16 protein-coding genes, 1 pseudogene and 1 other annotated feature are annotated in these 21,101 nt (G+C 41.2%); of the genes and pseudogenes, 8 read left to right on the top strand and 9 right to left on the bottom strand.

Annotation, left to right across the window (positions count from 1 at the left end; translation table 11 throughout):
* Window positions 1–220: 220 nt before the first annotated feature.
* Together rpsD and ELQ35_RS15255 are read left to right on the top strand one after the other, a co-directional pair.
* Window positions 221–823, top strand: coding sequence for a 30S ribosomal protein S4 (rpsD, locus tag ELQ35_RS15260; protein WP_126865724.1), 603 nt, complete (start codon window positions 221–223; stop codon window positions 821–823).
* A 134-nt stretch (window positions 824–957) separates the two neighbouring features.
* Window positions 958–1,371, top strand: coding sequence for a hypothetical protein (locus ELQ35_RS15255; protein WP_126865722.1), 414 nt, complete (start codon window positions 958–960; stop codon window positions 1,369–1,371).
* An 83-nt stretch (window positions 1,372–1,454) separates the two neighbouring features.
* On the opposite strand, the gene tyrS is transcribed toward ELQ35_RS15255, so the two are convergent.
* Window positions 1,455–2,711: a tyrosine--tRNA ligase gene (tyrS, locus tag ELQ35_RS15250; protein WP_126865720.1), complete on the bottom strand. Its 1,257-nt coding sequence runs from the start codon at window positions 2,709–2,711 to the stop codon at window positions 1,455–1,457.
* 68 nt (window positions 2,712–2,779) lie between these two features.
* Window positions 2,780–3,038: a binding site (T-box leader), on the bottom strand.
* A 147-nt stretch (window positions 3,039–3,185) separates the two neighbouring features.
* On the opposite strand from tyrS, the gene ELQ35_RS15245 reads away from it, so the two are divergent.
* A complete protein-coding gene (locus tag ELQ35_RS15245) occupies window positions 3,186–5,939 on the top strand; it encodes a transglycosylase domain-containing protein (RefSeq protein ID WP_126865718.1) in 2,754 nt (917 codons plus the stop codon).
* A 150-nt stretch (window positions 5,940–6,089) separates the two neighbouring features.
* Here the strand turns inward: ELQ35_RS15245 and acsA are convergent, their stop codons facing one another.
* Complete coding sequence (acsA, locus tag ELQ35_RS15240; RefSeq protein ID WP_126865716.1) at window positions 6,090–7,808, bottom strand: acetate--CoA ligase; 1,719 nt, start codon at window positions 7,806–7,808, stop codon at window positions 6,090–6,092.
* 171 nt (window positions 7,809–7,979) lie between these two features.
* On the opposite strand from acsA, the gene ELQ35_RS15235 reads away from it, so the two are divergent.
* The 3 genes from ELQ35_RS15235 to ELQ35_RS15230 are packed head-to-tail and all read left to right on the top strand — an operon-like array spanning window position 7,980 to window position 9,925.
* Entirely contained in the window at window positions 7,980–8,612 is a 633-nt protein-coding gene (locus ELQ35_RS15235; RefSeq protein ID WP_126865714.1) for a GNAT family N-acetyltransferase, read from the top strand.
* 24 nt (window positions 8,613–8,636) lie between these two features.
* Window positions 8,637–8,771, top strand: a complete 135-nt coding sequence (locus tag ELQ35_RS23480; RefSeq protein WP_143253471.1) for a CBS domain-containing protein — start codon at window positions 8,637–8,639, stop codon at window positions 8,769–8,771.
* Window positions 8,768–9,925 carry an acetoin utilization protein AcuC gene (locus ELQ35_RS15230; protein ID WP_126865713.1) on the top strand — a complete coding sequence of 386 codons (1,158 nt, stop codon included), beginning with the start codon at window positions 8,768–8,770 and terminating at the stop codon, window positions 9,923–9,925. Before ELQ35_RS23480 ends, ELQ35_RS15230 begins: the two co-directional genes overlap by 4 nt.
* Here ELQ35_RS15230 and ELQ35_RS15225 read toward each other — a convergent pair.
* From ELQ35_RS15225 to ELQ35_RS15205, 4 genes are all read right to left on the bottom strand, one after another.
* Window positions 9,922–10,107, bottom strand: coding sequence for a hypothetical protein (locus ELQ35_RS15225; protein ID WP_126865712.1), 186 nt, complete (start codon window positions 10,105–10,107; stop codon window positions 9,922–9,924). The genes ELQ35_RS15230 and ELQ35_RS15225 overlap by 4 nt on opposite strands.
* A 485-nt stretch (window positions 10,108–10,592) precedes the next feature.
* Window positions 10,593–11,426 carry an STAS domain-containing protein gene (locus ELQ35_RS15215; protein WP_126865711.1) on the bottom strand — a complete coding sequence of 278 codons (834 nt, stop codon included), beginning with the start codon at window positions 11,424–11,426 and terminating at the stop codon, window positions 10,593–10,595.
* Between the two features lie 297 nt (window positions 11,427–11,723).
* Window positions 11,724–12,728 carry a catabolite control protein A gene (ccpA, locus tag ELQ35_RS15210; protein ID WP_126865710.1) on the bottom strand — a complete coding sequence of 335 codons (1,005 nt, stop codon included), beginning with the start codon at window positions 12,726–12,728 and terminating at the stop codon, window positions 11,724–11,726.
* 336 nt (window positions 12,729–13,064) lie between these two features.
* Window positions 13,065–14,141 (bottom strand): bifunctional 3-deoxy-7-phosphoheptulonate synthase/chorismate mutase, encoded by a 1,077-nt coding sequence (locus tag ELQ35_RS15205; RefSeq protein WP_126865709.1) that lies wholly within the window; start codon window positions 14,139–14,141, stop codon window positions 13,065–13,067.
* Between the two features lie 249 nt (window positions 14,142–14,390).
* Here ELQ35_RS15205 and ELQ35_RS15200 point away from each other — a divergent pair, with 249 nt between their 5' ends.
* Window positions 14,391–16,550: a cell division protein FtsA gene (locus tag ELQ35_RS15200; protein ID WP_126865708.1), complete on the top strand. Its 2,160-nt coding sequence runs from the start codon at window positions 14,391–14,393 to the stop codon at window positions 16,548–16,550.
* 310 nt (window positions 16,551–16,860) lie between these two features.
* Here ELQ35_RS15200 and ELQ35_RS15195 read toward each other — a convergent pair.
* Both ELQ35_RS15195 and ELQ35_RS22675 read right to left on the bottom strand, forming a co-directional pair.
* A pseudogene (locus ELQ35_RS15195) lies at window positions 16,861–18,153 on the bottom strand (Tn3 family transposase); the annotation flags it as partial.
* A 169-nt stretch (window positions 18,154–18,322) separates the two neighbouring features.
* A complete protein-coding gene (locus ELQ35_RS22675) occupies window positions 18,323–18,490 on the bottom strand; it encodes a hypothetical protein (RefSeq protein ID WP_185861789.1) in 168 nt (55 codons plus the stop codon).
* A gap of 309 nt (window positions 18,491–18,799) precedes the next feature.
* Between ELQ35_RS22675 and ELQ35_RS15190 the strand changes: the two genes are divergently transcribed.
* Window positions 18,800–19,621, top strand: coding sequence for an ATP-dependent DNA ligase (locus ELQ35_RS15190; protein ID WP_126865707.1), 822 nt, complete (start codon window positions 18,800–18,802; stop codon window positions 19,619–19,621).
* A gap of 66 nt (window positions 19,622–19,687) precedes the next feature.
* Here the strand turns inward: ELQ35_RS15190 and ELQ35_RS15185 are convergent, their stop codons facing one another.
* Complete coding sequence (locus ELQ35_RS15185) at window positions 19,688–20,110, bottom strand: VOC family protein (RefSeq protein ID WP_246026089.1); 423 nt, start codon at window positions 20,108–20,110, stop codon at window positions 19,688–19,690.
* Window positions 20,111–21,101 lie beyond the last annotated feature (991 nt).

Here is a 21,101-nt window from a genome sequence, read left to right as displayed (position 1 = left end):
GGTCATAAGCCAAATTCCTCCAGAAGGCAAAGAACGCCTTCCTACAGAATTCGTCTTATGCTGGTCGGGGCTGAACAGGGCGCTTGCGCCTTTCTTATGAGGTGTATCACGTAACTCTCTGCTGCTAGGGCGAAGGTACATGAAAACAAAATGATCATGATTGTTATTTCACAACGGTTTTTATTTTACCCAAATAAAAACATTGAAGGAGGAGTCATTCATGGCTCGTTATACTGGCCCAAGCTGGAAATTATCCCGTCGTCTTGGAATTTCCTTAACCGGAACTGGTAAAGAATTAGAAAAGCGTCCTTACGCTCCTGGACAACATGGTCCAAACCAACGCAAAAAGATTTCCGAATACGGAATGCAATTACAAGAGAAGCAAAAGCTTCGCCATATGTATGGTGTGAATGAGCGCCAATTCCGTACTTTATTCGATAAAGCTGGAAAATTACAAGGTAAACACGGTGAAAACTTCATGGTTCTTCTAGAATCACGTCTTGATAACGTTGTATACCGCCTTGGATTGGCACGTACCCGCCGCCAGGCTCGCCAGCTTGTCAACCACGGTCACATCACTGTTGATGGAAATCGCGTTGACATTCCATCTTACAGAGTAGCTGCTAACCAAGCAATCGGTGTTCGTGAAAAGTCACGCAACCTTGACATCGTCAAAGAAGCGATCGATGTGAGCAACTTCGTTCCTGATTTCTTAACTTTCGATGCTGATAAATTAGAAGGTACATTTACTCGTTTACCGGAACGCTCTGAATTGCCTGCTGAAATCAACGAAGCGCTTATCGTTGAATTCTACTCTCGTTAATCGAATTGGCTCGTAAATAGCATTATAAAAAACCCTAGAAACCTAGTTATATCAATGGTTTTAGGGTTTTTTTATGTATGCTCTTCCGATTTGTAGAATAATGTATAAATCATAAAGTTAAAGGGGTTGATAACTTGAAAGAAATCATTCAAATATTAGCAGATATAGTAAATAACCTTCATGATTTTATCCAACATTTCGTTAGTAATTCCTTAAACCTTAGTTTAAATGATAAAGACTTACATTTTTGGCTAATGGGTATTATAGGAATTATAATTTTTCTTTGTGTGCTTGTTCTGTCTAATATGATTTCTAAACTTCCTTATGGTATTACCATACTATCTTTCCTTTACACATTTACATTTATGGTTGTATTAGTTTTTGCCATAGAAATTCAGCAAGCTGTAACAAACAGAGGTCATATGGAGTTTCAAGATGCTGTAATCGGACTATGGGGGTTCATTGTATTTTTCTTAGGATTTGCCGCAATATCCTCCATACTCATAATAGTTAAAATAATATGGAAAAAGTCCTTTAATAAACATTAAGCGAAAAATTGAAGATATAAGCGACACCTACGTGTTTATAAGCGAAACTAAAAATTAAGCCGGCTCGCAAGCCGGCTTCTTCATTATTTTATCAATGTATACTTCTTTTTTCCACGGCGAATGAGGGTAAACTGTCCTTCAATCATATCTTTTTCAGATAAAAGGTATTCATGGTCTGTCACTTTATCGCCGTTAATCGAGATGGCACCGTTCTGGATATCTTCGCGCGCCTGGCGCTTGGATGATGAGATTTTTGCTTCTACCAGCAGGTCAACAAGTCCTGAAGCTCCTTTGCTGCTGCGCTCGAAGCTTGGCACATCCTTGAAGCCGACTTTGATTTCTTCCGCCGTCAGGTTCTTTACATCCCCACTGAACAATGCAGCCGTAATTTTGATGGCCTGCTGCAACGCTTCCTTACCATGAATCAGGCGCGTCATTTCTTCAGCCAGTGCTTTTTGCGCTTTCCGCAAATGAGGCTCCTTTTGCACTGATTCTGCTAAAGCATCGATTTCCTCATGGGAAAGGAAGGTAAAGTATTTTAGGTATTTCACGACATCGGCATCTGCTGTGTTAATCCAGAATTGGTAGAACTCGTAAGGTGTTGTTTTCTCCGGATCCAGCCAGACTGTTCCGCTTTCTGACTTTCCGAACTTCGTGCCGTCAGCTTTCGTTACCAGTGGAATCGTCAGGCCGAATGCTTTTGCACCTTCGTCGTTCATCTTCCTGATAAGCTCCAGCCCTGTAGTGATATTGCCCCATTGGTCGCTGCCGCCGATTTGCAGCTTGCAGTCTAAGTTTTGATATAAATAATTAAAATCCATTGCCTGGACTATCGTGTACGTAAACTCGGTAAAAGAGATGCCTGTTTCCAATCGCGATGATATTGTATCTTTCGCGAGCATATAATTGATCCCGATATATTTTCCATAATCACGCAAAAACGTTATCATGTCGATAGAACCAATCCAGTCATAGTTATTGACCATGACAGCCCCATTTTCGCCTCCAAAATCAAAGATCCTCTTCAATTGAGCTTTAAGACCATTAACGTTGTGCTCAACCGCTTCAATCGTTTGAAGTTTACGCTCCTCGCTTTTACCGCTTGGGTCGCCAATTAGCCCGGTTGCTCCTCCCACGAGCACAAGTGGACGGTGGCCGTGCTGTTGAAAACGGCGAAGCGTAAGGAAAGGCAGTAAGTGCCCGATATGCATGCTGTCGGCGGTGGGATCCATCCCGCAATACAGCGAGATTTTTTCACTGTCTAAAAAATTTTTCAAACCTTCTTCATCTGTTTGTTGATAAATTATGCCTCTCCATTTGAGATCCTGTAACATTTCCATTTTGGTTTTCCTCCTTATTTTCGCGAATCCCCTAAAAAGAGCAAATAAAAAACGCCTCTTCATAAAGATGAAGGGACGAATGAATTCGCGGTACCACCCAACTTGAGGACGAATCGATATCATCCTCCGCTTAAAACGAATAACGGTCGCTGCCGTTTGCTGTTACTAAGAAAAGAACAAGCGCCTTGGGCAGCTCGCAAATGTAACTTATATTCACAGCAAATGCTCAAGGAAGTAATTCGTTTCTCTATATGTACCGGTTTCCACCTGCCACCGGCTCTCTAAAACAGTGATAGAGTCACTACTGAATCCCGTCGTAGCCATTTAAAATAAAGTTTTAATAATAATGAATTTTTATCATAGATTAGAATGATTGTCAACTTGCATAGCTTTTAACTTTGGAAATGTGGAAAGATAACCTTTTCCAACTCGGATCTATGCTATAATGTATGTGATTTCGGGGGGTATGATACGATGAAAGATTATCAAAATCAACTGCTATCTAAGTGGAGAAAGTTTACGGAGTTTCTTCAAAATAAAAAAACGAGAAGATACTCACGAATTACATATGGGGTAGTTTGGAATTTATTGCTGTTATTCATTATCATAGCTGTACTGGGCTTTTCGTTTGCCGGCGGTGTCGGTGCAGGTTATTTTGCTTCGATGGTAAAGGATGAGCCGGTCCGGACCAAAAGTGAATTGAAAAAGGACATATATAACTATGAAGAAACGTCGGAAATCTACTTTGCGAATCAGGTATATCTTGGCAAGCTAAAAACGGATCTGGAGCGTGAGGAGATCACCCTCGATAAGGTATCGAAGCATCTTGCCAATGCTGTAATCGCCACTGAGGATGAATATTTTTATGAACACGATGGCGTGGTCCCTAAGGCGATCATGCGGGCAATATTCCAAGAGTTTACAAACTCCGCTGTCCAATCCGGGGGAAGTACCCTGACCCAGCAGCTCATTAAAAACCAAGTCCTTACTAATGAAGTTTCCTTTGAACGGAAAGCGAAAGAAATCCTGCTTGCCCTCAGGGTTGAAAAGTTCTTTGAAAAAGATGAAATTCTGCAAACTTATCTGAATGTATCAACGTTTGGAAGAAACTCCTCCGGCGATAACATTGCCGGTGTCCAGGCTGCCTCAGAAGGGATCTTTGGGAAGGATGCCAAAGATCTGAATCTTTCTCAGTCAGCTTTTATTGCCGGGTTGCCACAAAGCCCTTTCGGCTACACTCCCTTTACACAGCAGGGAAAGCTTAAGAAAAATGTAGAACCCGGTTTAAACAGGATGAAAATTGTCCTGAAACGGATGCGGGACGGGAATTATATTTCCGAAAAGGAATATCAAGATGCATTGAAATACAATTTGAAAAAAGATTTTATCCCTAAAAAGGAATCGCAGATCAAAAATTACCCATGGGTCACTTATGAGATCAAAAAGCGTTCAATTGACATCCTTGCAAAAATCATAGCCAAGGAAGACGGATACGATGAAAGCGACCTAAAGAAAGACAAAGATCTAAGGGAGCAATATTTATCGCTGGCTGATCGGAATCTGCATCAAAACGGCTACAAAATTTATTCAACCATCGATAAAAAAATGTATGATCAGATGCAGAAAGTAGCCAAAAACTATCAATATTATGGAAACGCCCGGTCTGAGCAAGTAATAGACCCCGAAACGAAAAAGGTCAGGACGGTTCTGGAGCCTGTGGAAACAGGTGCTGTATTAATTGAAAATAAGAGCGGAAAGATCATCAGCTTTGTCGGCGGCCGTGATCATGAACGGGAAGCAACCAACCATGCGACCCATGCACTTCGGCCAAACGGGTCTACGATGAAACCGCTTCTTGTATATGGGCCGGGGATTGAGCTTGGCAAATTGGCTCCAGGTTCGGTAAAAGCAAATGTACCTGTCAGGATGGACTCTTCATCAGCTAATCCGTATCCCAGCAATTATGGCGGGGGTTACACAGGTTTAACAACAGCCAGAGTTGCACTTGCGAAATCCTATAATGTTCCGGCAGCATTATTTTATGCAGATATTAGGAATCAACAACCGATTAAATACCTTGAAAAAATGGGCTTTACAAGTCTTCAACCCGCTGATTATAACAGCATTGCATTATCCCTCGGAGGAATGACCGATGGAGTAACAGTAGAAGAAAATGTGAATGCCTATGCTACATTCGCAAATAAAGGCAAGTTCGTTGACGCCTATATGATTGATAAAATCGAAACGAAAGACGGGAAAGCCATTTACCAGCATAAGGCTAAACCGGTTAATGTATTTACACCACAGACTTCTTATCTGACGGTAGATATGATGAGAGACGTCATTTCAAGCGGAACCGCCTCATCCTTAAGAGGCAGTCTGGCATTTTCTGCTGACTGGGCCGGCAAGACCGGCACTACCCAGGATTTTCAGGATGCCTGGTTTGTGGCGGCGAATCCGAATGTTACGTTTGGAACGTGGATTGGCTATGATACACCTAAATCACTTGAACAAAATTACAAAGGTGTTCCCTATAGCAAAAGAAATATCAACTTGTGGGCTCAACTCATGAATGCAGCCTACAAGGTACAGCCTGAATTGGTAGCGCCAAAGAAAAGATTTGAAATGCCTGGCGGGATTGTAAGACGTTCTTTCTGTGCTGTTTCCGGATTATTGCCATCAGAATCCTGTTCAAAGGCAGGTATGGTACAAACTGACCTATACGTAGCAAAGTTTGTTCCTGGCAAAATGGATAATAGCTTTGCGGGATCCGGAAAATACGTTCAAGCTGGCGGCAAAAGATATGTTGCGCTTCCTTCCACTCCAGGTGAATTTACTAGTACAGGGGTCAGCGTGAGCCCAGATACCCTTGAATCAATTGGCGGTAAGTACATCATAGATCCCAGCGCTTTATCCCCTGACACAAAGAGTGGAGGAAGTGCTGTGTCGGCGAATGCCAGACTGAGTGATAACGGTAAAGTACCGAATCCCCCTTCTGTGTGGAAACAGGGGAATACAATTGCTTGGGGCAAACACCCGGAAGGCGATGTTATTGGGTTCAGAGTATATAGTAACGGTAAAAGAGTCAGAAGCATTAAAGCAGGTGAAAATTTGGCATTTGGCGGCAGAGGCGGTTCCTATTACGTGACTGCTGTGGACATTGCCGGGAAAGAGTCTTCACCGTCTAATTCCGTATCCACAGCTGGTACAGCATCATCTGCAAATTAAAAAAATTGCCGGTTGAGCAGAAGCGACAAAGATCAAGCTAAACCGACTTGGTAAGGATTCTTGAAGCGGGGCGGAGATGAATATAAGAAAAATGACGTGCCCTTTTGCACGTCATTTTTCTTATGCCTATATATAGTTTCTTGAAACAAATTAATCTTCCATCGTCGATAAATCGCCTGCCGGCAGGTCCAGTTCCCATGCTTTTAAGACACGGCGCATGATTTTACCGCTGCGTGTCTTTGGCAGCTTGTCCCGGAATTCAATTTCACGCGGTGCCGCATGGGCCGCAAGTCCCTTTTTTACAAACTGGCGGATTTCTTCGATAAGCTCGTCGCTTGGATCATAACCGTCACGAAGGGCTACAAATGCTTTTATAATCTCACCGCGTACGGGGTCCGGCTTGCCAATTACGCCGGCTTCAGCAACCGCCGGATGTTCGACCAGCTTGCTTTCCACTTCAAACGGGCCAACACGCTCACCGGATGTCATGATGACATCATCAACACGGCCCTGGAACCAGAAATAGCCTTCTTCATCCATATAGGCTGAATCACCTGATACATACCAATCACCAGGCATGAAATAGGATTCATACTTTTGCTGGTTATTCCAGATCTGACTCATCATCGATGGCCAGCCTTTTTTAATCGCAAGATTTCCCATTCTATGCGGCGGCAGTTCGTTCCCCTGATCATCAACAATCGCGGCTTTAACGCCTGGAATTGGTTTACCCATCGAGCCAGGTTTAATTTCAATCGCCGGATAGTTACAAATAACCTGTGCGCCTGTTTCAGTCATCCACCAAGTATCATGAATACGAAGCTGGAATACTTTCATTCCCCAGCGCACAACCTCAGGGTTTAACGGTTCCCCAACGCTAAGGATATGGCGAAGGGAGCTCAAATCAAACTCTTTGACGATCTCATCCCCTGCTCCCATCAGCATACGGAAAGCTGTCGGCGCACTGTACCAGACCGTGACGCCAAAGTTTTCAATCGTTTGATACCAAGATTCCGGCTTAAAACGGCCGCCTACAATTACATTGGACGTTCCTGTAAGCCATGGACCAAAAATGCCGTATGAAGTACCAGTCACCCAGCCCGGGTCAGCTGTACACCAATAAACATCATCATCGCGTAAATCAAGCACCCATTTGGCTGTTTGATAATGCTGAATCATCGCATTATGCACATGAAGGACACCTTTTGGCTTTCCGGTAGATCCGGAAGTATAGTGGAGGATTAACCCATCGTTGCGGTCCACCCACTCAATCTCTAAATGTTTATCCGCTTCCTTCAATTTATTTTTGAAGTCATAATACATCCCATCTTCTTCAATGTTCTCGCCGATAAGGAAAATATGCTTTAAAGCCGGAAGTTCATTTACAGGCACCCTCGATAATAAATCTGGTGTAGTTATCAGAACCTTTGCTTCACTATCTTCAAGCCGGTCCTTCACTGCGCCTTCCATGAATGCTTCGAAAAGCGGTCCGACAATCGCACCAAGCTTAACAGCACCCAACAGGGCGAAATAAAGTTCCGGGGACCGAGGCATGAAAATAAAAACACGATCGCCTTTTTCGACATCCCCATAAGCTTTGAGGACATTTCCGGCCTTGTTTGTAAGCTCCTTCATCTCCTTGAATGTGTACTTTTCGTCCCTTTGTTCGTCCTTGTAATACAATGCCACCTTATTCTTTCTATGCGATCCTGCGTGGCGGTCGATTGCTTCATAGGCAAGGTTCACTTTTCCCGTTTCGGACCAGGAAAAGTCTTTTTCTGTTTCAGACCAGTCAAACTGTTTGTACGTTTCCTCATAATTCTTTAGGTTGTAATCCCCCATAACCACTGGCAGCGCTTCCACTTTCATCTCACAAAATCCCCCTTTAATCGACTTTATACATTCATTATAGTACATTCAAACCTTTTTCTCAATTTTTAAAAAAATTAATTTTATTCTAAGATAATAATAATCTATTATATGTTTCCTCCCTCCTTTTAAGTATAATGGAAAGGACTACTTTACATAGGTGGTGAAGGAATGGAGCATAGAAAGACCTATAATGCCAGGGAATTAAAAACGGCGCATGGGACATTGATCATTGAAGGCCCGATTTCATCCGAGAAATTAGAAACCTATGAATTTCATCGGGATTTAGTGGCTTTCCGTCCCCCGGCCCAGCAACATAAGGCTTTAATTGGGATAGCCGATCTTCCTGAAGGCAGGATCATCATTGCAAGGCACAAAGATACGATCGTCGGTTATGTAACCTACTTATATCCCGATCCATTGGAAAGATGGTCCGAAATTGAAATGGAAGATTTGATTGAACTGGGTGCCATCGAGGTCATTCCGCAGTTTCGCGGCGCCAAAGTGGGGAAAAGTCTCCTGATTGTTTCGATGATGGACGACGTGATGGAGGACTATATTGTCATCACTACTGAATATTATTGGCATTGGGATCTTAAGGGAACCGGGCTGAACGTTTGGGACTATCGCAAAGTTATGGAAAAAATGATGGGCGCAGGCGGCCTGGTTTATTATGCGACGGACGATCCGGAAATCAGCTCCCATCCCGCAAATTGCCTTATGGCCCGAATTGGGAAAAGAGTCCCGCCGGCATCTGTCGAGACGTTCGACCATTTGCGATTTATGAATCGTTTCATGTATTAAGCGGAAAGTGAGGAGGCATTGAAAATGATCATAGAAGAAGTCATGAAAAAAGACATAGTCACTCTTACTGAAACCGATACGATTCTTGCCGCCGCCAAGTTAATAAACAAAGAAGGCTATACCGTTTTATGGCCCAGCTTACCGGGGTTTTCTTCATGAACAAAAATGCAGTGTTCGTATATTCTGAAGAACTTTTATCATATAAGTTCAACGACGGGCACCCTTTTAACCAAAAAAGGCTGCAGCTAACGCTTGATTTGTTAAAAAAACACCATGCAATCAATGATGAAGATATTATTGAACCAAGAATGGCTACGGATGAAGAGCTGGGATTAGTTCATGACCCCGGATATGTAAACGCCGTCAAGCTGGCAGGCCAGGGAAAACTGAGCGAGGAAAAAGCAGAGAATTTTGGACTAGGTACTGAGGATACACCGATATTTTCTAATATGCATGAGGCAAGCGCCCTGCTTGCCGGGGGAACATTGACTGCTGTCGATCAGGTCATGACAGGACAGGCTGAGCACGCATTGAGCCTGAGCGGCGGACTCCATCACGGTTTCAGAGGAAAAGCATCCGGGTTCTGCATTTATAATGATAGTTCTGTTGCAATTAAATATATACAGGAACAATATAAAGCAAGAGTGCTCTATATCGATACAGATGCCCATCATGGCGATGGAGTACAGTGGGCCTTTTACGACGATCCGGATGTTTGTACGGTATCCATCCATGAAACAGGGAGATATTTATTTCCTGGAACCGGCAATATCAACGAACGCGGCCAGGGAAAAGGATATGGCTATTCTTTCAATATACCTGTAGATGCGTTCACTGAGGATGAGTCCTGGCTCGAAGCCTATACTGCTGCCTTCAAGGAGGTGGCGGAATATTTCAAACCTGATGTCATCGTGACACAAAACGGGGCGGATGCCCATTATTATGACCCGCTGACGCATCTTTCCTCTACCATGAAAATATACAGGGAAATACCAAAGCTTGCCCATGAAATGGCCCATAAGTACTGCGAAGGCCGCTGGATCGCCGTCGGCGGTGGCGGTTATGACATTTATCGCGTAGTCCCGAGGGCGTGGTCATTCATCTGGATGGAAATGACCGATAACAAACACAATATCGGTCCCCTTCCAAAAGAATGGGTAAACCAATGGCAGCAAGAATCACCGGTAATCCTCCCTGTCGAGTGGGACGATCATGACGGTATTTATCAGCCGATCCCCCGCAAACCGGAAATTACAGAAAAGAACAAACAAACGCTTGAAAAGGCACTGTATCCGATCAGATCAAACTCTTAGCTGGTTACAATCGTTACAATGCTTTCCTTCTGTTCAATACGTTCATCATCTATTATAGAAGCCAGTAATAAAATATCATAAATAATAATATCACTTAATCGGGAATCAGGACATCTTGTAAAGTCACCAAACAATTGGACAAGTTCTTTTATAAATAATAAATCTTCAGAGTCATTAGTCATGGGGTTCACCTCTTTATGAGATAAAAGTATTTAGCCTTTACCAGTATATTGTAAACATACCACATCTTTTTAACCTTTAAACATTAAACCGGGCAAGGGCTAGCGTCAGGAAACGTGGTTTCGTTCATGATCTAAGCCGTTTCGGAAGAAATAAGCAAGAAATTCGCAACGAGTGGAAAGCGATGATCGATGAAGATATAGACATTCTGGTCCTGATTGTGAGGGATTAGCTGCAATTGTTGGTGTATCATTGCTTGTATCTTCTATAATCGCCCTAATAGTGGCTGCCAGTTTAGGTTTTAGAAAAAGTTAAGTGAGGTATTTTATGTAATGAAAAAAATGCCTGGCTCTGAGCAATTGCCAGGCATTTCTTTTAATTATTATTTATCCAAACCATGCTCTAATTCCCAGTGATGCGGCAGTTGTTTCGTTTCTTACGCAATTAACTATCATGGCTAGGCTAATTTTATTTAATGACAAAAAAGTTACAGTTTAAGAGATATTGCCTGAGAAAGGTTGGACTTTATGGATACCTTATCAAAGGAAAGCCCTAGCTGTACAGCTGTCTGAGCAATTTCTGGTCTCATGCCCGATAACGTTGTCGCAACACCTAATAATTTCAGGGCATCTACTAATTGAAAGATTTGATGGGCAACCATGGTATCAATCACAACCACCCCTGACAAGTCTATAAAAAGATATCTAATTCTTTTATCCGCACATTGCTCCAAAGTGTTTTCAAGGATTAATTTCGCTCTCGCAGTATCAATATCTCCAATTAACGGCAGTAATGCCGCATCATTGTTGAGTACAATAACAGGTGAGCTTAATTCATTAATCATTTCCTTTTGAGATGCTAGTCTGTTGTTTACATAATTATTCCTTTCCTCTATATACCAGAGAATAACACTATCAAATGCTTTAATTATCATTTCATTCCATAAACCAATCTCTTCTTGACTAAATCTTTCATTATACAGAGAAACAAATTCTTCAATAAAGTCCAAGTATTGTTTCCGAACTCTCATAAACTCTCTTATAACAAAGTGGACAGGTGTTGTTACGTGTTCATCGTCCGTAGCAACTTCGAGTATCCATTTACTAAACTTCTGATAAAATATAGATTCCTCTTCAACTAACATCCGGCTTAGATTTTGGTGAAATTCAAAGTTTTTACTTTTCACAGATTTTATGACTTCTGGATCAGCAGACGCATAAACTCCTGATGGATCGCTTTTATCTAATGAATCGTACCACTCTTCAGTTAGCTGTTCAGCTTTATTTAGTAAGAAAGCATGCAATTCTTTATTTTTTTGCATCTTATTTACTCCCCTATGAAATTTTTATATCACTTCTTATTCATATTCTAACTCTGTTAAAAGCAAAAACTGAAATTACTTTAATGTCTATTAGCCCTCTTGTCTGCTTCGCCTGAAAATACCCCTTTACAATCTTAACATTTAAAGGGAATTTGTTAAATAGAACACTTTTTGAAAAATAAGGGTCTAGTCAAAAAAAAGACATATCACCATTTCAGTGATACATCTTCAAAAATACTGTAAGAAAACAACCAAGGCAAGTACCAGCATGCTTTAAATTTTCAGGGTAGACGTCTTTTATTTTGTGGATTGCCGTTTTTCGATGCGATGCGGGAGCACGACGGTTTCCTGCCCATCAACGGTTTCTTTGTTCATCAGTTTGGTCAATAGTCTCATTGCTACGGCGCCGATATCATAGAGCGGCTGGACAATGGTTGTAATTTGCGGGCGGACCATCAATGTGAGGCGGGTATTATCAAAACTGATAACTTCAAAATCATCCGGGACATTATAGCCTTTATCCTGGGCAGCATGGACGATCCCAAGCGCCATCTCGTCTGCCCCGACAATGATCGCTGTTGGTCTTTCTGCGGCCTCGATCAGCTTTTCAAACGATTCAATGCCTGAATCATATGTATAATCCCCTTCGACTATGTAAGATTCATCGAAGGATAAATTAGCATTTTCAAGGCCCCGTTTATAGCCTGCTAGTTTTTTTTGATTAATCGGTTCCGCTTCATTCCCAGTGACAAAAGCAATATTGCGGTGTCCCTGCTCTGCAAATGATGTCACCGCATCAAAAGCGGCCGCTACATAATCAATATTCACAGACGGAACCTTGCCCGTGTCTTCTACAGAGCATGCCAAAACAATTGGTACCGGAGATCTTTGGAATTCCTCGACATGCTCGTTCGTTATATTGGATCCCATGAATACAATGCCATCCACTTGCTTGCCGAGCATCGTATTCAGCAAATGAAATTCTTTTTCTTTATTTTCATCTGAGTTGCTTAAGATGATATTGTATTTGTACATGGTAGCAATATCTTCAATACCTCTAGCCAGTTCAGCAAAAAAGATGCTGGAAATATCGGGAATGATTACCCCGACCGTCGTCGTTTTCTTGCTCGCTAAACCTCTTGCTACTGCATTCGGACGGTATCCTAGTCGCTCAATAACTTCCAACACCTTTTTCCTGGTAACCGGTTTAACATTCGGATTCCCGTTTACGACACGGGATACTGTGGCCATTGATACATTCGCTTCACGTGCCACATCATAAATCGTTATATTATTATTCATTTTACCACTCCTTCATTTCCTCTATTTTTCCCTTAATATAAGATGATTATTTCTGTTTTCAACACTATCTTCCATGCACAGCCAAAAAAGCGAGATTCATCTATGTGTTTGTTCACGTTTGAACAAGAATAAGCAGACTATTGAAACAGGACGATATTTTTATGTAAATAATCATACGACAATAGCCTGTTTACTGCAATGTATGAGTTCTATTTTGCAGTAAAATCTTCACACTTTGACATTTTTTTAAAAATTTTTGAATAAAAATAAACAGCCCCTGCATCTCTGCAAAAGGGCTGTCCATACGCCGTAATTAAATGGAAGGGGCATTTACTGTCAAACAGTAACCCAGCTTTGTCTTTGGATTTCACTGTAGAATTCATCAAATTGCTTAAAGTCCATTTGTTGGGCTGAATCTGATAATGCAACTGCTGGATCTGGGTGGACCTCAGCCATGACGCCGTCTGCACCGATGGCCAGGGCAGCTTTGGCAGCAGGCAGAAGCAAGTCACGTCTTCCGGTAGAATGGGTGACATCGACCATAACAGGTAAATGCGTTTCCTGTTTCAGGATCGGAACGGCGGAAATGTCAAGGGTATTCCTGGTCGCACGCTCATATGTCCTGATTCCTCTTTCACAAAGAATGATGTTGCCATTTCCCTGGGCCATGATATATTCTGCAGCATTGATAAATTCATCGATCGTCGCAGCCATCCCGCGTTTTAGGAGCACCGGTTTATCTACAGCACCAGCGGCCTTCAGCAATTCAAAGTTTTGCATGTTCCTTGCGCCGATCTGAATCACATCGATGTAGTCAACAGCCGTTTCAATATCATTTGGGCTAACAATTTCGCTGATAACTGCCAATCCATATTCATCGGCAACGCGCTTTAGAATTTTCAAGCCTTCAACGCCAAGGCCCTGGAAGTCATACGGCGATGTGCGTGGCTTATAGGCGCCGCCGCGCAATAGTTTCAGGCCTTTACTCTTGACTATATCTGCGACCTTTGCAACCTGCTCATAAGACTCTACTGCACATGGTCCAAATACGAAGCTTGGCACGCCATTCCCAATTAATTCGCCTTTCAGATTGATAATGGTATCTTCCGGCTTTTTCTTTCTTGAAACCAATAAAGCTTTTTTATGATTATCCTCCTGAAGATCAAGTCCAAGCTTAAAGATTTCTTTGAAAATATGTTTAAGGGAAGCTAGTTCAAGCGGCCCTTCATTGTGGGCTTCAATTAAATCCAGCATCTTTCTTTCACGAACCGGGTCATAACGGTTCATACCTTGTTTTTCTTTTACCCGGCCAATTTCCTGTACAAGTTCTGCACGCTTGTTAATAAAATTTAATAACTCAAGATTAATGTCATCCAGTTGCCCGCGCAGGGCTTCAAGTTCTTCGTTGCTCATTGCAATCCTTCCTTTCGCCTTTTAATATATGCCGGTTCAACAATCCAATCGAAAGGCTTACAACTGACGATTATTGTTGTGATGACACCATTGCTGCCGGCAACTTTAATGAATAATAAAAATATGGTACATTTCATATATATTAGAGATTATTATATATGAAATGTAAGGGAATGTCACCCTTTTTTCTTTATTAATTAAACGCTTTTAAGCATTAAAGTATATTTTTCTAAAAAGAAGGTGTTTTCGTTGCAGGAAAAGATTTTTGCCCTTGATATAGGAACTCGTTCCGTTGTCGGTATCATTCTGGAAAAACAGGACGAAAATTATATTGTAAAAGATATTCTGGAAAAAGAACACACAGAGCGCGCCATGCTTGATGGCCAGATCCATGATGTAATTGCCGTATCGAAAATTATTCAAGAAATAAAAACAGACCTTGAGAAAAAGCACGGCATTTTAGAGAGTGTCTGCGTTGCGGCAGCCGGCAGGGCCTTAAAAACGGAACGGGCCGAGATTACCACCGATATAAAAGGAAAGCCGATGATGCAGCGTGAAGATATTATCCATTTAGAATTAAGCGCTGTCCAGCAGGCACAGGCACTGGTTGCGGAAAAAGGTTCTGCACATGCCTCGTATCATTATTATTGTGTCGGATATTCCGTTTTATATTACCGTCTTGACGGACAGGAAATTGGTAATTTAATCGATCAGAGCGGCGATGAGGCTTCTGTTGAGATCATCGCTACGTTCCTGCCCAAGGTAGTCGTAGAATCGCTCATTGCGGCTTTAAAGCGGGCTGACCTGGAAATGCAGGCTCTGACCCTTGAACCAATCGCAGCGATAAATGTTCTGATCCCAAGGTCGATGAGACGATTAAATGTCGCCCTAGTGGATATCGGGGCCGGCACTTCAGATATTGCTCTTACCGATTCCGGAACGGTTATCGCTTATGGCATGGTTCCTGTAGCAGGCGATGAAATTACAGAAGCGATAAGCGATCAACTATTGCTTGACTTCCCGCTTGCTGAGCAGGCGAAAAGACAGCTGGCCCAGCATGAAGAAATTACTGTCACCGATATTCTTGGGTTTGAAACGTCTATTCCAAAGCAAGAAGTCATAAGCCAGCTCTCCCCAGCACTTGAAAAGCTGGCTGATGCAATTTGTTCCGAAATTTTATTATTGAACAGCAATAAATCACCAAAAGCGGTAATGCTTGTTGGCGGGGGCAGCTTGACGCCTGAGCTCCCTTTTCTGTTAGCTGGGAGACTTGGCCTCCCTGCAAACCGTGTGGCCATCAGGGGCCTTGAAGCGATCCAAAACCTCACTTTGGCCGATGAGCTTAAAAAAGGGCCGGAACTTGTAACACCTATCGGGATCGCGATTGCAGCCCACAAAAACCCGATTCAATATATGAGCGTGACCGTAAACGGGCAGGCCGTCCGGCTTTTCGATATGAAACGAATGACCGTTGGCGATTGTTTGCTTACAGCGGGAATAAAGCTAAACAGATTATACGGAAAACCGGGGATAGCGATGATGGTCAGCTTAAATGGACACATCATTACCATTCCGGGGCTGCACGGAAAAAAACCGTTGCTTCTTTTAAATGGTCTGGAAGCAACATTGGACGATGAAGTGGACAATGGCGATGAAATCACCGTGAAAAAGGGCGAGGATGGTTCCCCGCCTATCGCCCGTATTCATGATTTAATCGATCACGCTCCAAAAAAGACAATCACGATAAACGGTGCAAAGCATACAATCGAAGCACAAATCATAAGGAACGGCCTGATGGCAAGCCGTGAAGACTTTGTTGAAGACAGAGATGAGATTATTTGCAATCTGCCCCAGTCGATCAAAGAGGTGCTGGCCTATCTTACTTTGGAGCATCTTGTTGCCAATATTCAACCCTTTTTCATCAAGATCAACGAAAAAAATAGGCAGGTTACGATTTTTTCCGGGAAGATTGAGAGAAATGGCATCACTGTAAAACCGGGAAGTCCATACGAAGATGGAGATGAGATCAATGTGATCCAGCCATCCATCCCGAATGTTGCAACGCTTGCGAACGCGATGAATGCGCAAGTGAATTACTCGATACCGGTCACATTCAATGGAAAAAGAATCTTACTATCGAAAAGACTAATTGAATTTTACCGGAACGATGAGCTTTTGGATGAAAACACGTTGATTCGGAACGGAGATATTTTGAAGTGTGTCCAGCATAAGCGGCAGCCTTTTATTTTTCAGGATATATTCAAATTTGTTGAAATCGATATGCCGCTTGCTTCAAATGGCAGGTTTGTTCTTATGAACAATAATAAAGAAACCAGCTTTGATCAACCCGTTGCTTCGGGAGATGTATTAAAAATTATTTGGACGACCATGCCGCAAAAGCGGTCTTGAATAAAAAGGATCTTCCCTAATAGGCAAGATCCTTTTTATTACGATGGCTCTGTTAAAGGTAAATGTTGATATTTGATATCTGTCCGAAATCTGATATAATCAATATGAGAACAAATGTTTGTGTAGGTTATCAAGGTGAGCAAAGCGTTTAGCAACTTGTTAAAATATATCGACAAATTACCACACACCAAAAAAGAGGAAGTTTACGGGGTACAGCCAGCATTTCGGAAATTTTGTACGCTAAGCAAAATTCGACATTAAAATAGCCAAATACCCGTACGTTAAGGAATTTGGCTTTATGTGTTATTGGTTAATTTTTATTTAATGGTCTTAGAGAATTTGTGGGTAATCGATGCGAATCAAATTTATATTCTCCAAGAAAATTAATATGCTCCCATCCTAACGGTGAAATGTGTGGGAGTAATTCTTCCTTTAGACTATCCCTTTTCTTAAATTTCTTTGTCACTTCGCTCAAATACACAGTATTCCATACGCTTATTGCATTGATTAATATATTTAATGCACTAGCTCTTTGTAGTTGATCTTGTATGCCTCGTTCTCTGAATTCACCTCGTTTACCAAAAAATAAAGCTCTAGCCAATCCATTCATGGCTTCTCCTTTATTTAACCCACGATGTATCCTTCTTCTTAATGTTTCATTTGTTATATAGTCAAGAATAAAGATTGTTTTTTCAATTCTCCCAATCTCTCTAAGAGCTGTAGCTATTTTATTTTGTCTTGCATATGAACCTAATTTCCCCATGATTAATGATCCAGAAACTCTTCCTTCTCGAATTGAATGTGCCAGCCTTAATACATCATCAAAATTCTCTTTAATAACGTTTGTGTTAATCTTTCCTCGAAGTATGCCTTTTATGTTTGGAAAATTATTAGGAGAAGAAATGGTATATAATTTAGCGTCACTTATATCTCTTAGTCTTGGTGCAAAACGAAACCCTAACAAATGACTTAATCCGAAAACTTGATCCGTGTAACCTGCTGTATCAGTGTAATGCTCTTCAATTGAAAGGTCAGATTCATGATGTAATAATCCATCTATCACATGTACGGCATCCCTTGCATTTGTATTAATAACTTTTGCATAAAAGGAAGAAAACTGATCACTTGTAAAACGATAAATGGTCGCACCTTTCCCAGTTCCGTAATGCGGATTTGAATCTGCATGTAACGATGATACACCGACAGGAACACGCATACCATCAGAAGATGATGTTGTCCCATCTCCCCAATATGAAGTTAATGATATACGGTGCTGATAATTTACCAGTGTAGCTTGAGCGCGAGTCATCGCATCTTCATGTAATCTCCATTGCATAACATTGGCCATCTGGCGATATGAAATATCAGGAGTTGCTTCTGCCATTTTAGTTAATCCAATATTTGTCCCCATTGCCATTAATGAAGCCATCACAATAGACTTTTCCTCACCTTTAGGCGGTTGATTTGAAGAAGCGTGAACAAATGATTCGTCAAATCCAGTCCGTTCAGCTACCTCCATTAATAAATCAGTAAGTTTAACTCTACGAAGCATATTATAAAGCGATAAGCTGAAATTTCTAGCTTCTTCAGGAGTATCAGCTTGTTAGACACAGGTAACAGAAGCAATCGAAACAGCACTTTAGTCACCGGAACGAATGACTAAGCAAAATGGGTAGTCAATATAAAATCTGATTACCCATTTTTTGAATGCAATTTATCTCTCAAAGTCACAAGCGGTACATTAATCTCAGCGAGAATTTCAAACATTTTGCTCATTCACCAACGAAAGAAAGCCGGGGCAAGGTTTCCCTCACCCCGGCTCTCCGGCTTTTGCGGTGCTTGTCCTTGGGCTTCGGGTTCGCCCGGTGGAAGGTCCGAACCGCGTACACCGTGCTCACGCAACTGGCAATCGTTGCGATGGCCTGAAAGATGATCTCCATGTCACCTCCTTTCGTCAGAGACGAATACAAGCATGGCAGAAAGGGGCTTGTCAAGGCGAAAATTCTTTTACGGGCCTTGACGAGACCCATTGCCATGCTACGATTAGACGTCGAAAGGCAGACAAACAACAGGACCACTGACAGCTTTTAATTTGATCGAAGATCGAAGCCTGAAGGCTTTTCCTATTGACCTGAAGGTCAAAATGGTTGTTAGATACAGCTTTATTTTTATCAACTTTCCCTGCAATTCCAAAAGCCCACTAATTACTATGTTCTATGAAACCACTACAATAAAATGGGGTGGTTTATTTGTATATTTCTCCTATGCTTCTTCATAAATCAGATGAAGCTTTTTCTGATACCGATTTTTTAACGGAAATGAAGCTTGATGGTATCAGATTAACCCTTTCCAAATTTGATGGAAAGGTAAAAATATATACGCGACACAAAAATGAAGTAACCGCAAAGTTTAAAGAACTTCATAGCATAGATATTCCGGACGGAACCGTGCTTGATGGGGAAATCATTGTCACCGATTCAAAGGGAAAACCGAATTTTGAAGCCATGATGGAACGGTTTCAGTCTTACCGGTCTGTTCATAAAATACAATATTGCGTGTTTGATGACCTTTATTATAAGCATGAAAACATGATGTATAAGCCTTTAACCGAACGAAAGGCTTTGTTGGAAAGCGTTCTACATACAGACGACAGAATAGCTTATGTGCAGCATATAGAAGGCCACGGCAGCCAATACTTTGATTTGATCAAGGAACAAGGTCTTGAAGGGATTGTTTTAAAGAAAGCTGATTCAAAATATCGTCCTGGTACTCGATCTGATCAATGGCTGAAAGTCATTAACTATCAATATGAAAATATATGGATCACCGGGTTGCGCAAAAAAGAATTTGGTTTGCTGCTTTCATTTGAAGATGGATCACCAGCTGGCTTAATGGAATTTATGAAACCGTCAGACCGAAAAAAACTATATGCGGAATACAAAAAACACATCCGGACAGAAACGGATGATTTTATTTATTTGGATCCAAAACTAAAAGGTATGGTGAAATACCGCAACCTCACCAAAAAGGGCTATCTACGTATCCCATCATTCGAGAAATGGACATCATAAAGAAAAGACTGCTTATCTATTTTAAGCAGTCCTTTTAATTCCGACTATGGCTAGTCGGAATTATCATTATTTCGATTTAACTTGTTCTAAAACATCCTCAAAGGCCTTCCCTGTATCGATACCCTTTGAAAGTGTTATGACATAACCATCATGGTCACACAAAACAAGCTCACGGGCATTCCAAACACGATCAATAGGACCTTCGAGTATTTTTGCCCCAGCCTTTATAGCTCTGTCTGAAAAAGAATCTACATCATCTACTGAAAAGTTAAGGACAACACCCTTGCCGTTAGATAGCTTTTCGTTTTGATTCACTAGCATAATATCTTGATACTTCTTTCCTCGAATGTGAGCCATTACAATGTTTCCTTTTTCGCCCGGCAGTTCAAATACCGATTCAAAATTAAGGACCCTTTTATACCAGCTAATCGAGCGTTCCATGTCGCTTACTGAAAGTTTTACAAATAATGGCATAGGATAAAATTCCATGATTATTACATCCTCTCTAACTATGATACATTGAAATATAAACTATCACGTAACGAGAGGGTCAATACTTTTAAGCAAATACTTTTAAACTTGTAAGATGCGCGAAAACCTCGTTGAAATTGAAAACACAACTTTAAACAGTTTATTAATTATAAAAAAAGCTGCCTTCAGACCAGTTTAGGCAGCTTTTTTCTTTATCAAATTGATTGCACGACAGTGAAAGTATAGTTAACTCTTGTTTTTGAACCGGTATTTACAAACTTATAACGGTATGTAGCTTTTTGGGCATTGGAATAGGATAAGCTCGTATTTCCATTTCTAGTAGCTTTCACAATTTTAACATTAACCCACTTACTGCCTGATTTCTTCTGTAAATAAGCCGTAAAGGAACTTTTCGCTTTAGGGTGTTTTTGCCCATCCCCTCGAATTATCTGTACTATGAAAATCAGTAGTATTTAAAGTATTTAAAGAATAAAAATTGATTGAAAAGTTATTTTAAATACTTGATATCTTAACTCTGTAAACAATGTATTCAACGTATTCAATGTAGTGATGATTTGATACAGAGAAGACATCGAATACCCTTCTTAGATAACAAAGGCCTGAGAACGCCTTTAGGCGTTTTAATTGCCTTCAAGGCAACCAACGATTATAGAATTCGATGGTGCAAGGCTTGTTGTCAAGATGAATACGTTATTTACATGTCTTCAATGTAAAAACCTTATGAAATAAAGACTTTTCACTACTAAATATATGTTGTAAATAAAGAAACAAAAAGGGCGTAGTATACTACATATAAGCGCTCGATTGCTTAAATATCGCTTTTTAAATAAAACACCAGATGACAGTCCGTAAAATCGCCAGCCATCAGAAACGTTGATTGCTAAGCAAAACGCAAAAAATAAGTAATTGTCATTCGATATCATTCTCTCTACTTACATTATACCGTTATTTTCAAGTTATTTATAGACTGTTCTTTTTGTAATTTCGA

Origin of the sequence: Peribacillus cavernae, from assembly GCF_003989135.1 — a bacterium.
Lineage (GTDB): Bacteria > Bacillota > Bacilli > Bacillales > DSM-1321 > Peribacillus > Peribacillus cavernae.
Note: the sequence above shows the minus strand (reverse complement) of the source record. Positions and strands in the feature narration are given on the sequence as shown.